This window comes from Pseudomonas sp. BN515, from assembly GCF_029873155.1.
Taxonomy (GTDB): Bacteria; Pseudomonadota; Gammaproteobacteria; order Pseudomonadales; family Pseudomonadaceae; genus Metapseudomonas.
In genome coordinates, this window is record NZ_SSOH01000059.1 from 24,021 (window position 1) to 35,665 (window position 11,645).

Below are 11,645 nucleotides of genomic sequence, written 5' to 3' on the forward strand. Positions count from 1 at the left end.
GGGTAGATACATGATTCCAACCCTGCAGGACATGGCCTGGCATCGCGCCGCCGGCCAGTTGATCGAGCGCCTGGACAAGCCGGACTTCTGGCTCGCCCTGACCCGCCTGGTCAGCGAATACGTCCAGGTCGACAGCTGGGCGGTCCTGCTGTTCAGCGATTCCCGCCCCCTCGCCTTTGCCGAAAGCCCCTATGAGGGCGATGGCCCCGACCCCTTCATCCACGACTACCTGCAGGGGCTCTACCTGCTCGACCCCTTCTACATCGCCAACCGGGAGCATCCCGCCACCGGGCTGTTCCGCCTCGCCGACGTGGCGCCCGAGCGATTCAAGCAGACGGAGTATTACCAGCTCTACTTCACCCACTTCGTGGAGGAAGACGAGGTGCATTTCAACGTGCAACTCGACGAGGTACGGAGCCTGTGCCTGTCCCTGGGAAGCCGCCAGCGCTTCACCCCGGAGCAGATTTCGCTTCTGGAGATGATCCGCCCCTGGGTGGCGGGACTGATGCGCCAGCGCATGTTCTTCGAGGGGACGAAGGCGGAAAGCGCGCCACGCCCGGCAGCGCGCTGGCAGGACAACCTGGAAGAGGCCATGGAACGCCTCGGGACGCCGCTCACCGCGCGCGAACTGGATGTGATCCGACTGATCCTGAGTGGCTGTTCGAACAAGGAGGTGGCCGGCAAGCTGGCGATATCCGCCGAAACGGTGAAGGTCCACCGCCGGCACATCTACGCCAAGCTGAACATCAAGTCGCCCCAGGAACTGTTCTCGCTGTTCCTCAAGGCACACACGGAGGCCTGAACGGCCCCTAGTCCATCGCCAGCATCAGGAACAGCCCGATCATCAGCATCGCCGACGCGGCCAGGGCGGTGCCTGTGCGCACATGGTTCCAGCGCGTCCACTCTTCCAGATAGGTGCGCCAGGGCACGGAGGAGTCCGGATTGCTGGCATCCAGCTTCGCCAGGGCGTTGTTGCGCGGGACGTTGCAGAACAGGGTCACGCCGAAGTTGCCCACCAGATACAGCAGGCTGCCGAGCAACAGGAAGAAGGTGCCGGACACCTCCCAATGCACGAAGGCGTACAGCGTAAGCAGCGCGCAGACAACCGTCGTGCCCAGGAAGGCGCCGAGGAAAATACGGTTCAGCACCGTGCGGTTGATCGCCTGCATGGCGGCGATGCCTGCCTCTGGCGAGAGGCGCGCGAGGGCTTGCATCACGAAGTTGGAAAAAGCGAAGAACAGCCCGCCCATCAGCCCGCAGCTGATCACGGCGAGGAAGGCGAGCAGGAAAGCCAGGTCATCGATGAAGGGCATGGTCGGTTTCTCCGAAGTCCATCCATCTCAACAACTTCAGGACCCCTATTCCAGACGTCATGGGTACTCGATTTCGTATATCACCGGAAAGTGGTCGCTACGCAGCTTCTTGCCTCGATAGATTCGCTGTACCTGCGAATACACCTTGTCCTTCTGGAAGTAGTAGACGTGATCGAGCTGTTTGTTCTCGAATTTCAGGGTCGTGACCTGGACTGATGCCTCGCAGGCCGATTTCCAGCGGCATTTCTCAGCAATGAAGGCGTAGTCCAGCAGAGATGGAATGGCCAGGTCACCCCAAGCGACATCCGTTCCCATGCAATTGTTGATGAACGTGCTCTCACTCATGCCCGGCGTGCCGCCAGTATTGCGGCACACCTCCTGGTACATCGCCTTGGCCAGCGACAGGGAACTGCGGATCGAAACATGCGTGAATCCACAGGTTCCGGGAAGGCATCGCAACATTGTATTGCCGTTGGTGACCTTGACCTCGGCAAGCGAGTCGCCAGGCTGGTGGTTCAAATCCCCTCCGAAGAACACCAGGTCGGCATTTCCCCCGACAAAGCGGATGTCGTCGGTCACCTGCTCGAAGGCGGTCGGGCCATGGGCATTGGCATGGCAAAAGGCGAACAACTGGCCGCCCTCGGCTTGCAGAAGCAGAGTGCTGCGATTGCCCTTGGACCCCAGCGGCACCTTGTAGGGCTCATGGAATTTGTCGGCCATGTCGTTGGCGACGAAGACCATGGCCCCGAGCGTGGTGTTCTTTTTCTTACCGCCCTCCTGGTCCAGCGAAGCCTTCAATTCGTAGATGCCGGTCAGGTCCTTGACCAGTTGATTGTTTGGCCTGGCCGTTGTACCGACCTCGAACAGCGCGATGATGTCCGGTGAGAAGGCGCTCACCGCAGTGGCCAAGGCATCCAGCTTCTCTTCGTATGCCTCGCTCATCGGTAGCCTTTGGTTCTGGTCGTTAAGGTGCTGGGTGTTCCAGAGCATGATTGTGATCGTCGGCATATCTCTCCTGCCTGTCCGGGTCTTCCCTGTGATTGGCCCCATCCCGCGTTCCCGGCCAGGTAGTTCAGATATGAAGGCGCCGGGGGACGAAGGGCCGATTCAAGGTTAGTCAGCTTTGTGGAAAGCGGCGGACGGTTTCGCGAGAAACCCGTCGCAATCCGGTATCAGCCAAGCCCACTTGTCGCCCATCCACCCGACAGCCGCCGCCCCATGCATGCTGATGAATACTGGGAATGCCCGTAGTCCAGTGGCCAATGGAACCTGCGAGGACCTACGCATGATTGAAGAAAACGAATCCAACCGACACCTCAGCGAGGTCCGCCAGTCGCCGGTCTTTCGCTGGGCCGAGGGGCTGCAATGGTTCGGAGGCGTGATGTTCCTACTGGCCATCGGCCTGGCGCTGTTCACCGAAGTCACCTCCACACCCGGTGGCGTCACCCTGATCGCCGCGTTCGGCGCGCTCGGGCTGCTGTCGCTGGTTCCAGCTCGCTTCATTCTCACCGTTTACCTGATGAGCCCCGACAAGAAAGCCGGAAAGGGCCAGACGCGGAGCTGACCGCTCATCACGGCAGCTGAACGTGCCATGGGGTTGGCCGGTCAGGATTCAAACCACCCCGGGAGGATTCGCACCATGGACAACCAATGGCAGATCAACGGTCCGGCCTATGAACAGAATGTCCACGGCCTGGAGCGGGCGGGCTCGGTCATCTCCGGCCTGCTCCTGGCCCGTCACGGCCTGCATCGTGGCGGCGTACTGGGCATCTGGGACATTGGCCTCGGCGCCGCCCTGCTGCTGCGCGGGCTGACCGGCCACTGCTATGTGAAGGAAGTACTCCACGACCGCCGCGAGGCTTTGCATCACCTGCGCGCCGATCTGGAACGCCTGCAGCGCGCCGTGGACAAGCTGGCGAGGGAAGGCAAGGCCTAGGGTCGCTCCGGGGTCAGCGCGCTGGCTTGCAAGTCATCTGCGTGCCGTACCACTCCACCTTGGCTTCGCCCTGGTGCTCCCAGAAATCCACGCCATCGTTGCTGTAGCGGGCGCCGCTGGCGGTACGTTGGCTGATCGCGATGGCGTGATCGCCACCATAGGTGAAGACGGCGGCACCGGGCTCGGTGTCGTTGTAGAAGGCGGCGGTAAAGGCCTTGCCGGCATCACCACAGGCGAACGCCACGGACTTGGGCGCCGCCACCGCGCCGGACTGGATCTGCAACTCCACCAGGCGCGTCTGGTAGCTCAGGGTCAGGCACTGGTTCTGGTCGGTGGCCTTCCAGCAGTCGTCGCGGCCCTTGAGCCAGCCGCGCTGCTCGGCGCGCAAACGCTTCTGGGTCGCCGCGTCGGTGGCGGCCAGAGTGTCCTTGTAGACATCCGCCATCTGCCGGTCCAGCGCGCTCAGCTCGGCGCTCGCACACACCTGCTGTTCCACGCCCTGGGCCTTGGTGCAATCGAAAGACGGGCCGGCATCGGCCATGGTGAGCGGGCTGGTGGCGCTCAGCGCCAGAATCAGTCCTTTTGCGGGGATCATGTCGGCCTCCGTGCCTGGGGTAGTTTGACCAGAAGTTAAGACCAAACCATGGGAAAAATCCCTCCTCCTTGTAGGGGCGATTTCAATCGCTGAGCAGGCCGAAGGTCTGCCCTGGAGTCTCCGGGGGCCGCTGCGCAGCCCTTGGCGAATGAATTCGCCCCCACAGGACGCAGCTAAACCTCACCGTAAAGCTTGTCGCTGACCAGCATGTGGCCCGGTGCATGGGTGATGTAGAGCTCGGGCTCGGCTTCGGCCAATACCGCCTGAGGGGTGACACCACAGGCCCAGAACAGCGGAATCTCATCGGCAAGCACCGGCACCGCGTCGCCGTAATCCGGTGCGGCGAGGTCGGCAATGCCGATGAGGGACGGATCGCCGATATGCACGGGCGCCCCGTGGGTCATGGGGAAGCGCGCGGTGATTTCGATGGCACGCACGGCGTCGGCGGCCTTCATCGGGCGCATGGAAACCACCGTCTTGCCCGCAAGGCGCCCCGCCGGATGGGTGTCGATGGCGGTGCGGTACATGGCGACGTTGCGCCCCATCTCGATGTGGCGCAGCTGAATGCCGGCATCCAGCAGGGCCTGCTCAAAGGAGAAGGAGCAGCCGATGGCGAAGGCGACGAAATCCGCCTCCCAGAATTCGCCGATATCGGTCACTTCCTCGAACGCCCGCCCACGCCGGTGGATGCGATAACGCGGCACGTCGCTGCACACATCGACATCCACACCGAGCTTCTCGAAGTACGGCGAGCCCGGTTCGGTGACGTCCAGCAGCGGGCAGGAACGCGGATTGAGTACGCAGAAGCGCAGGAACTCATCCGCCCAGGACTTCTGCAGGATCACGATGTTGGCCTGCAGATGGCGCTGGCCGAGACCGCTGGTGTGGCTGTCGTAGTCGCCACGGCGGATCAGGCGACGCAATTCGCGAGGGGAAAGTTGGGCGAGTTCAGCAGTCATGGAGCGGCTCCGATTGTTGTTCTGAGCGTTTTGTAGGGGCGCTGCGGCCAGGCCGTCCAACAAGAATTTTCCGGGGCCGGGCATCGGGAAAATTGAACATCCACGCTGGAAGAACCTGGCTCCGCACCCTGCCCGATCGTAGGGTGCGCCATGCGCACCGCCTCGGCGTCAGAACAGGGATACAAGCTCAGAGGCTGCGCGGGTGCCCGTCGCCGGTCCTCAGCTCGGCCGGTACGAAGCAATCCATGCCCACGTTCTCGGCGTAGTGCGCCACCACGGCCTTGCTCACGTCCGCGATCTGGTCCACCAGCTCCAGGCCGGTTCCGCCGCGCCAGGACATCACCAGCGGTAGGCCCGGCGGCATCGTGCCGATGCTCAGCCGGGTCAGCTCGCCACGCTCCAACTCCTGGGCCACCAGGGCAGGCGGCAAGGCGCCGATGCCGAAACCGTCGCGCAGCAGCCGGGTCATGGCGGCCACCGAGTTCACGCAACTCAGGTGCGGTGTCATCACGCCGTTGGCGTGCAGCAGGCCAAGCACATCCTGGTGGGGCCGCGAGTGCTTGGAGAAGGTCACGATGCGCTCGCGGGCGAGTTCGGCCAGGGAGGCGTAGTCGCGGTGATAGATGGAGCCGGTGGAGACGATCCAGCACAGCGGATAACTGCCCAGTTCCAGGTTGAGCACCGACTCATGACGCAGCGGGTCGGTCTGGAAAATCAGGTCCAGGTAGCCCTTCTGCAACTGCTCGGAGAGGTTGCGCGCGGTGTCGGCCATAAGCTCGATCTCCACCGCCGGATACAGCTCGTTCACCTTCGACACCAGGGGACTCAGCCAGGTGTGGATCACCGTGTCCATGGCGCCGATACGGATGCGCCCCTGGGTGGCGGCGCTGGTGTCGATGGCCTGCCGCAGGGCGTGCATGGTGTCCATCATCTGCTCGGCGTACTCCAGCACCTTGTGCCCCTCGGGCGTCAGCGTCACGCCCCGGGAATCCCGCACGAACAGCTTCACGCCCAGTTCGTCCTCCAGAACGGCAATACGACTGGAGATGGAGGCCTGGGTGCTGAACAGCTTCTCGGCGGTCAGGCGGAAGCTTTTCAGGCGGGCGACCCAGACGAACGTTTCAAGGAACTTCAGGTTCATGGCGGTTACCAACAAACAAGGGGCCAAACGCAGCAAAGGCGAAAAGATACAGTAGATTCAAGCACTTCCTGCGCCAGAGCGATTCCGGAACGACGAACGCCGCCCATCGGCGGGGCGGCATCTTCAACCCTGGTGCCGTTGATCGGGTATCGGAAATTCTTATCCCCTGCGGCCGCTTTAATTAGTTGGACGGTCCCGCAACCCCGGCACAAGAATCCGCCCACTGGCTGCGGGCGCCGACTCCGCATCCGCCGAATGCTCAAACAACGCCAAGAACAGCGATCGGAGAACCCCATGCAAAAACACGCGACCCACGCGGGCGGCGGCCTGGACATCGACCAGGGCGGCCATTTCGGCTGGTACCGGGCCCTCAGCAAGCAGGAACGCCGGACCTTCTGGAGCTGCAAGATAGGCTACGGCCTGGACGGCATGGACACCCAGATGCTCAGTTTCGTCATCCCCACGCTGATCGCCATCTGGGGTATCAGCACCGGTGAAGCCGGCCTCATCCACACCCTCACCCTGCTCGCCTCCGCCGCTGGCGGCTGGGTAGCCGGCATTCTCTCCGACCGCATCGGTCGCGTGCTCACCCTGCAACTGACGGTGCTCTGGTTCGCCTTCTTCACCTTCCTCTGCGGCCTCGCACAGAGCTACGAACAACTGCTGATCGCCCGCACCCTGATGGGCTTCGGCTTCGGTGGCGAATGGACCGCCGGCGCGGTACTGATCGGCGAAGTCATCAAGGCCAAGGACCGTGGCAAGGCCGTGGGCCTGGTGCAGTCCGGCTGGGCCCTCGGCTGGGGCATGACCGCTATCCTCTACTCGCTGATGTTCAGCATCCTGCCGCCGGAAGATGCCTGGCGCGCGCTGTTCATGCTGGGCCTGCTGCCGGCGATCTTCGTGATCATCGTCCGTCGCCTGGTGAAAGAGCCGGAAATCTACAAGGAAGCCCGCAAGCACAACCAGGGCGCCGAGAAGGTCAATTTCTACGAGATCTTCGCCCCCGGCATGCTCAGCATCACCCTGCGCGCATCCTTGCTGACCACCGGTGCCCTGGGTGGCTACTACGCCATCACCTCCTGGCTGCCGACCTTCCTCAAGGCCGAACGCGGACTGACCGTGCTGGGCACTGGCGGCTACCTGGCGATGGTGATCCTCGGCTCCTACGTGGGCTATGTGATCAGCGCCTTCCTCACCGACCTGATCGGCCGCAAGAAGAACTTCATCCTCTTCGCCGTCGGCTCCTTCGTCGTGGTGCTGCTCTACACCAACCTGCCGGTGAGCAATACCGCCATGCTCTGGCTGGGCTTCCCCCTGGGCTTCTTCGCCTCGGGCATCTTCAGCGGCATGGGCTCCTTCCTCACCGAGTTGTTCCCTACCCGCATCCGGGGTTCGGGCCAGGGCTTCTGCTACAACATCGGCCGCGCCGTGGCCGCGCTCTTCCCGATGCTGATCGGCATCCTCAGCCAGCACGTCTCGCTGGGTGTGGGCATCGGCAGTTTCGCTGCGGTGTCCTACGGGGTGGTCATCCTCGCCGCCCTCAGCCTGCCGGAAACCCGCGGCAAGCAACTCGAGCTCTAACCCCCTATCTCTTGTCCCGCCTGCTGCCGAGCCCGTGGCCGGCGGCAGGCCTTCGCCTGCCTGGAGAACAGACCATGAGCAGACTGCTGCTGAATTGCGATATCGGCGAAAGCTTCGGAGCCTGGAGCATGGGCCTGGATGCCGACGTGATGCCCCTGATCGACTGCGCCAACATCGCCTGCGGATTCCACGCCGGCGACCCCGGCACCATGCGCCGCACCATCGGCCTGGCGGTCAAGCACCGGGTGAGCATCGGCGCCCACCCCGGCTACCCGGACCTGGTGGGCTTCGGCCGCCGCTCCCTGGCCTGTTCGCCGGCCGAAGTGGAAGACCTGATGCTCTACCAGATCGGCGCCCTCGACGGCCTGTGCCGCGCCCAGGGTGCCCGCGTCAGCTACGTGAAGCCCCATGGCGCGCTGTACCAGGACATGATTCGCGACCCGGCCATCCTCGCCGCCGTGATGCGCGCCGTGGCCGCCTACGACGCGCAACTGCCGCTGATGCTGATGAGCACCCGCGACAACAGCGCCGCCCAGGCCATCGGTGATGAACATGGCGTGAGCCTGTGGTTCGAAGCCTTCGCCGACCGTGCTTACGACGGCAATGGCTACCTCGTGTCACGCAACCTGCCCGGTGCGGTGCACCACGACCCGGAACAGGTGGTGGCCCAGGCCATCACCCTCGCCCGTGGCGAGTCCCTGCGCGCCAGCGATGGCAGCGACCTGCCGCTGAAGGCCCATACCCTCTGCGTGCACGGCGACAACCCCGGCTCGATCGCCGCGGTCAAACGCATACGCGAAGCACTGGAGGCCCAATGAGCACCCCGCAGTTGCGCATCGAAGTGGCGTCCATCGACGCCTTCATCCTGCGCCTGTTCGACCGCATCGACGAAGCCAACATGCCATGGATGCTGGCCGCTGGCACTCGTCTGCGTGAAACCTTCGGCGATGCACTGGTAGACCTGGTGCCCTCCTACACCACCCTGCTGCTGCACTACGACCTGCAGCAGCTGGACCCGCGCCAGGCCCGTGAGCTGATTGCCGGCGCCCTGTCCGACCTCAGCCCGGAAACCCGCGCCAGCGGCCGCAGCCACGTCATTCCCACCTGGTATGACCCGAGCGTCGGGCCGGACCTCGAACCCCTGGCCCAACGCAAGCACATCGGCGTCGCTGAACTGGTGCAACGACACAGCCAGCGCGAATACCAGGTATTCGCCCTCGGTTTCACCCCCGGCTTCGCCTTCATGGGGCTGGTGGAGGAAGCGCTCGCTGCGCCGCGCCTGACCACGCCACGCAAACGCATCGCGCCCGGTAGCGTCGGTATCGCCGAACGGCAGACGGCGGTCTACCCGGTGGAAAGCCCCGGCGGCTGGAACCTGCTGGGACGCACGCCGGTGCGTCTGTTCGACTTGAATCTTCCCGGCTACAGCCTGCTGCAGGCCGGCGACCGGGTGCGCTTCGAGCCCATCGACCGCGCCGAATTCATCCGCCTGGGCGGCGACGACACCCCGCTGGAGAGCCTGCAATGAGCCTCGTGATCGACAACAGCACGCCGTTCATCCTCCTCCAGGACAAGGGCCGCTTCGGCTGCCGGCACCTGGGCGTAACCCAGGGCGGTGCACTGGACTGGGTGTCCATGGGTTGGGCCAACTGGTTGCTGGGCAACGACCTGGATGCCGCCGTGGTGGAAGTCGGCCTGGGCGCGTTCAGCCTGACCTGCCAACGGGACGGCGTCCTGGCCATCGCCGGTGCCGACCTGGGCGCCACGCTGGACGGCCAGCCGCTGCCGGCCTGGGGCGCCTTCAGGGTGCGCAGTGGCCAGCGCCTGGCCTTCGCCCATCCGCGCCGGGGTGTTCGTGCCTATCTCGCCGCACCGGGCGGCTTCCGTGGCGAACATCAGCTGGGCAGCGTATCGACCGTAGCCCGTGAAGAGCTGGGAGGCCTCAACGCGAACGGCAAGGCCCTGGCCAACGGCGACCAGCTGCATTGGCAAGGCGAGGCCGTGCAGATGCGCGACATGCCTCGCGCACAGATTCCCGACTTCAGCGCTGACGCCCGTCTGGAGCTGATCCTCGGCGCGCAGATCGGAGACTTCTCCGGCCAAAGCCTGTTCGATGCCTTCAACAGCCAGTGGACGGTGGACACCCGCGCCGATCGCATGGGCGTGCGCCTGCTCGGCCCGAAACTGGAATGCCGGACCCAGTCGATGATCTCCGAAGGCATCGCCCTGGGCGCCGTGCAGGTCCCGCCGGATGGCCAGCCCATCGCCCTGCTCAACGACCGCCAGACCATCGGCGGCTACCCCCGCCTCGGTGCCCTCACCCCACTGGCCGCGGCGCGCCTGGCGCAATGCCTGCCCGGCGCCACGCTGCACCTGGTGCCGACGGTGCAGGAAGCGGCCCATCAGGAACACCGCAAGGCCCTGTCTGGATGGTGGAGCTGAGCGCTCCTCTTGTGGGGGCGATTTCAATCGCGATGCAGACCGCAGGCCTGCCCCTTGAGGCTTGCTGGGGCTGCTTCGCAACCCTTGGCGATTGAAATCGCCCCTACAGGCAGGAAGCCCACAGGAAAGCGTCCAAAGGGTTTACCATTGCGCCCTTTCCCCTCTGCTGGCTGCCTCCATGACCGATCCCATCCGCCTGTCCAAACGCGTTATCGAACTCACCGGCTGCTCTCGCCGGGAAGCCGAGCTGTACATCGAAGGCGGCTGGGTGACGGTGGATGGCGAAGTGGTGGAACAGCCGCAGTTCAAGGTGGAAGGCCAGACGGTGGCCCTGCTGCCCGGCGCCACGCCCGAACAACTGGAGCCGATGACCCTGCTGCTCAACCAGCCAGCCGGACTCTCCTTCGAAGCCGCCCAGCGCGTGCTCACCCCCGAAAGCCGCTGGCCGGACGACCGTTCCAATGTGCGCTTGCGGCGCGGCCACTTCTCCCGCCTGTCCACCGCCCTGCCCCTGCAGCCGGGCGCCGGCGGCCTGCTGGTGCTGACCCAGGACTGGCGCGCCCTGCGCAAGCTCAACGAAGACGCCGGCAAGCTGGAGCAGGAGTATGTGGTCGAGGTCAGCGGAACGATGACGGAGAACGGGCTGGACAAGCTCAAGCGCGGCATCCGCGTGAAGTCCGGCGAACTGCCGCCGGTGAAAGCCAGCTGGCAGAACGAAACCCACCTGCGCTTCGCCCTGAAGAATCCCCGCGCCGGCCTCATCGCCTCCTATTGCGAAGCCGTCGGCCTGAAGGTGGTCAGCATGAAGCGCATCCGCATCGGCGGCGTGCCCATGGGCAAGGTGCCGGTTGGGCAGTGGCGGTATCTGGGGCTGGCAGAGAAGTTCTGACAGGACGCCGTCCTGCCGTAGGTTGGTCCGCGGAACGAGGCCCACCAGTGCAGAGCCCGGGGGGGGCGGAGACTGGTGGATGGAAAAGCGCCATCCACCCTACGGGCCGAGGCACCACCGCTCTTGTAGGGGCGAATTCATTCGCCAAGGGATGCGAAGCATCCCTCGCCCCCAAGGGCAGTCCTTCGGCCTGCATGGCGAATTCATTCGCCCCTACAGTTGTTGTTCCTGCCGGCTGCGAGCGTCCTGCCGGGGCTGTTGCCCGGACGAAGCCGTCCGCTCAGCGGGATTGGCACTCAGGCGCTGGAATTCGAATACCGGCGTTGTTGCCGGCCTGCTCTGCGCAGGGGCGCTGCCCGGGCCACGGCCTGAGTACTGACCGTAGACACCCAGCAGGAACATCCCGATCACCATGAAGATGGCGACACGTTCGACCGACCTGGGACTCTTGCCGGAAGGCTGGTGCAGCACCTGCAACTTCGGCGAATGGGACTGGCGCATCATCAGTCGTCCAGAACCCGATCCATCAATTCCAGGCCCAGTCGCTGGGTGCTGGACACATCCTGCAGCTCCCGCTGGCTGATGCCGGCCACCTTGGTTCGCGGTATGGCGAGATGGTGGTTGCTGAGGGTGATGGAGCAGCTGCCATCGGACTCCCACAAGCACTCGAACTGAAACGTGACGCTCATCTTGTTCAAGGTGTCCTCAACCTGGCGAAGCATCAAATTATTCATTCTCAGTCCTCCCCACCAATCGAGTGGCCGGACTGAAAAACCTAGCAGGGAAACC

15 protein-coding genes are annotated in these 11,645 nt (G+C 64.4%); 8 read left to right on the forward strand and 7 right to left on the reverse strand.

From position 1 onward, the window contains the following. The first annotated feature begins 10 nt into the window (after positions 1-10). Positions 11-802: a helix-turn-helix transcriptional regulator gene (locus E8E91_RS15135; protein ID WP_280376452.1), complete on the forward strand. Its 792-nt coding sequence runs from the start codon at positions 11-13 to the stop codon at positions 800-802. Between the two features lie 7 nt (positions 803-809). Here the strand turns inward: E8E91_RS15135 and E8E91_RS15140 are convergent, their stop codons facing one another. Beyond that, positions 810-1,313, reverse strand: coding sequence for an anthrone oxygenase family protein (locus tag E8E91_RS15140; protein ID WP_280376453.1), 504 nt, complete (start codon positions 1,311-1,313; stop codon positions 810-812). A 57-nt stretch (positions 1,314-1,370) separates the two neighbouring features. Continuing rightward, on the reverse strand, positions 1,371-2,303 hold the full coding sequence (locus E8E91_RS15145; RefSeq protein WP_280376456.1) for a hypothetical protein: 933 nt from the start codon (positions 2,301-2,303) through the stop codon (positions 1,371-1,373). Positions 2,304-2,598: 295 nt separating this feature from the next. Here E8E91_RS15145 and E8E91_RS15150 point away from each other — a divergent pair, with 295 nt between their 5' ends. Both E8E91_RS15150 and E8E91_RS15155 read left to right on the forward strand, forming a co-directional pair. Then, positions 2,599-2,877: a hypothetical protein gene (locus tag E8E91_RS15150; RefSeq protein ID WP_280376458.1), complete on the forward strand. Its 279-nt coding sequence runs from the start codon at positions 2,599-2,601 to the stop codon at positions 2,875-2,877. Positions 2,878-2,952: 75 nt separating this feature from the next. Then, positions 2,953-3,249 carry a YgaP-like transmembrane domain gene (locus E8E91_RS15155; protein ID WP_280366629.1) on the forward strand — a complete coding sequence of 99 codons (297 nt, stop codon included), beginning with the start codon at positions 2,953-2,955 and terminating at the stop codon, positions 3,247-3,249. A gap of 13 nt (positions 3,250-3,262) precedes the next feature. On the opposite strand, the gene E8E91_RS15160 is transcribed toward E8E91_RS15155, so the two are convergent. The 3 genes from E8E91_RS15160 to E8E91_RS15170 form a co-directional block, all read right to left on the reverse strand. Next, positions 3,263-3,844, reverse strand: coding sequence for an MliC family protein (locus tag E8E91_RS15160; RefSeq protein WP_280376461.1), 582 nt, complete (start codon positions 3,842-3,844; stop codon positions 3,263-3,265). 173 nt (positions 3,845-4,017) lie between these two features. Continuing rightward, the gene (locus E8E91_RS15165; RefSeq protein WP_280376463.1) at positions 4,018-4,803 is read right to left on the reverse strand and encodes a putative hydro-lyase; all 786 of its coding nucleotides are present in this window, start codon (positions 4,801-4,803) and stop codon (positions 4,018-4,020) included. A 187-nt stretch (positions 4,804-4,990) separates the two neighbouring features. Next, positions 4,991-5,944, reverse strand: a complete 954-nt coding sequence (locus tag E8E91_RS15170) for a LysR family transcriptional regulator (protein WP_280376464.1) — start codon at positions 5,942-5,944, stop codon at positions 4,991-4,993. A 294-nt stretch (positions 5,945-6,238) separates the two neighbouring features. On the opposite strand from E8E91_RS15170, the gene E8E91_RS15175 reads away from it, so the two are divergent. The 5 genes from E8E91_RS15175 (at position 6,239) to E8E91_RS15195 (ending at position 10,856) form a co-directional block, all read left to right on the forward strand. Beyond that, on the forward strand, positions 6,239-7,525 hold the full coding sequence (locus tag E8E91_RS15175; RefSeq protein ID WP_280376466.1) for an MFS transporter: 1,287 nt from the start codon (positions 6,239-6,241) through the stop codon (positions 7,523-7,525). 74 nt (positions 7,526-7,599) lie between these two features. Beyond that, complete coding sequence (locus E8E91_RS15180; protein WP_280376468.1) at positions 7,600-8,343, forward strand: 5-oxoprolinase subunit PxpA; 744 nt, start codon at positions 7,600-7,602, stop codon at positions 8,341-8,343. Then, positions 8,340-9,053: an allophanate hydrolase subunit 1 gene (locus E8E91_RS15185; protein WP_280376470.1), complete on the forward strand. Its 714-nt coding sequence runs from the start codon at positions 8,340-8,342 to the stop codon at positions 9,051-9,053. Before E8E91_RS15180 ends, E8E91_RS15185 begins: the two co-directional genes overlap by 4 nt. Then, positions 9,050-9,967: a biotin-dependent carboxyltransferase family protein gene (locus E8E91_RS15190; RefSeq protein ID WP_280376472.1), complete on the forward strand. Its 918-nt coding sequence runs from the start codon at positions 9,050-9,052 to the stop codon at positions 9,965-9,967. The genes E8E91_RS15185 and E8E91_RS15190 overlap by 4 nt, the downstream gene beginning before the upstream one ends. Positions 9,968-10,145: 178 nt before the next feature. Next, positions 10,146-10,856, forward strand: coding sequence for an rRNA pseudouridine synthase (locus tag E8E91_RS15195; RefSeq protein ID WP_280376475.1), 711 nt, complete (start codon positions 10,146-10,148; stop codon positions 10,854-10,856). A 213-nt stretch (positions 10,857-11,069) separates the two neighbouring features. Here the strand turns inward: E8E91_RS15195 and E8E91_RS15200 are convergent, their stop codons facing one another. Both E8E91_RS15200 and E8E91_RS15205 read right to left on the reverse strand, forming a co-directional pair. Continuing rightward, on the reverse strand, positions 11,070-11,360 hold the full coding sequence (locus E8E91_RS15200) for a hypothetical protein (RefSeq protein ID WP_280376478.1): 291 nt from the start codon (positions 11,358-11,360) through the stop codon (positions 11,070-11,072). Then, entirely contained in the window at positions 11,360-11,590 is a 231-nt protein-coding gene (locus tag E8E91_RS15205; protein ID WP_280376479.1) for a hypothetical protein, read from the reverse strand. The genes E8E91_RS15200 and E8E91_RS15205 overlap by 1 nt, the downstream gene beginning before the upstream one ends. Between the last annotated feature and the right edge of the window lie 55 nt (positions 11,591-11,645).

Bases quoted from the DNA above. Each gene is read 5' to 3' on its own strand.
- E8E91_RS15135 (WP_280376452.1), top strand. From the start codon at position 11: ATGATTCCAACCCTGCAGGACATGGCCTGGCATCGCGCCGCCGGCCAG.
- E8E91_RS15140 (WP_280376453.1), bottom strand. From the start codon at position 1,313: ATGCCCTTCATCGATGACCTGGCTTTCCTGCTCGCCTTCCTCGCCGTG.
- E8E91_RS15145 (WP_280376456.1), bottom strand. From the start codon at position 2,303: ATGCTCTGGAACACCCAGCACCTTAACGACCAGAACCAAAGGCTACCG.
- E8E91_RS15150 (WP_280376458.1), top strand. From the start codon at position 2,599: ATGATTGAAGAAAACGAATCCAACCGACACCTCAGCGAGGTCCGCCAG.
- E8E91_RS15155 (WP_280366629.1), top strand. From the start codon at position 2,953: ATGGACAACCAATGGCAGATCAACGGTCCGGCCTATGAACAGAATGTC.
- E8E91_RS15160 (WP_280376461.1), bottom strand. From the start codon at position 3,844: ATGATCCCCGCAAAAGGACTGATTCTGGCGCTGAGCGCCACCAGCCCG.
- E8E91_RS15165 (WP_280376463.1), bottom strand. From the start codon at position 4,803: ATGACTGCTGAACTCGCCCAACTTTCCCCTCGCGAATTGCGTCGCCTG.
- E8E91_RS15170 (WP_280376464.1), bottom strand. From the start codon at position 5,944: ATGAACCTGAAGTTCCTTGAAACGTTCGTCTGGGTCGCCCGCCTGAAA.
- E8E91_RS15175 (WP_280376466.1), top strand. From the start codon at position 6,239: ATGCAAAAACACGCGACCCACGCGGGCGGCGGCCTGGACATCGACCAG.
- E8E91_RS15180 (WP_280376468.1), top strand. From the start codon at position 7,600: ATGAGCAGACTGCTGCTGAATTGCGATATCGGCGAAAGCTTCGGAGCC.
- E8E91_RS15185 (WP_280376470.1), top strand. From the start codon at position 8,340: ATGAGCACCCCGCAGTTGCGCATCGAAGTGGCGTCCATCGACGCCTTC.
- E8E91_RS15190 (WP_280376472.1), top strand. From the start codon at position 9,050: ATGAGCCTCGTGATCGACAACAGCACGCCGTTCATCCTCCTCCAGGAC.
- E8E91_RS15195 (WP_280376475.1), top strand. From the start codon at position 10,146: ATGACCGATCCCATCCGCCTGTCCAAACGCGTTATCGAACTCACCGGC.
- E8E91_RS15200 (WP_280376478.1), bottom strand. From the start codon at position 11,360: ATGATGCGCCAGTCCCATTCGCCGAAGTTGCAGGTGCTGCACCAGCCT.
- E8E91_RS15205 (WP_280376479.1), bottom strand. From the start codon at position 11,590: ATGAATAATTTGATGCTTCGCCAGGTTGAGGACACCTTGAACAAGATG.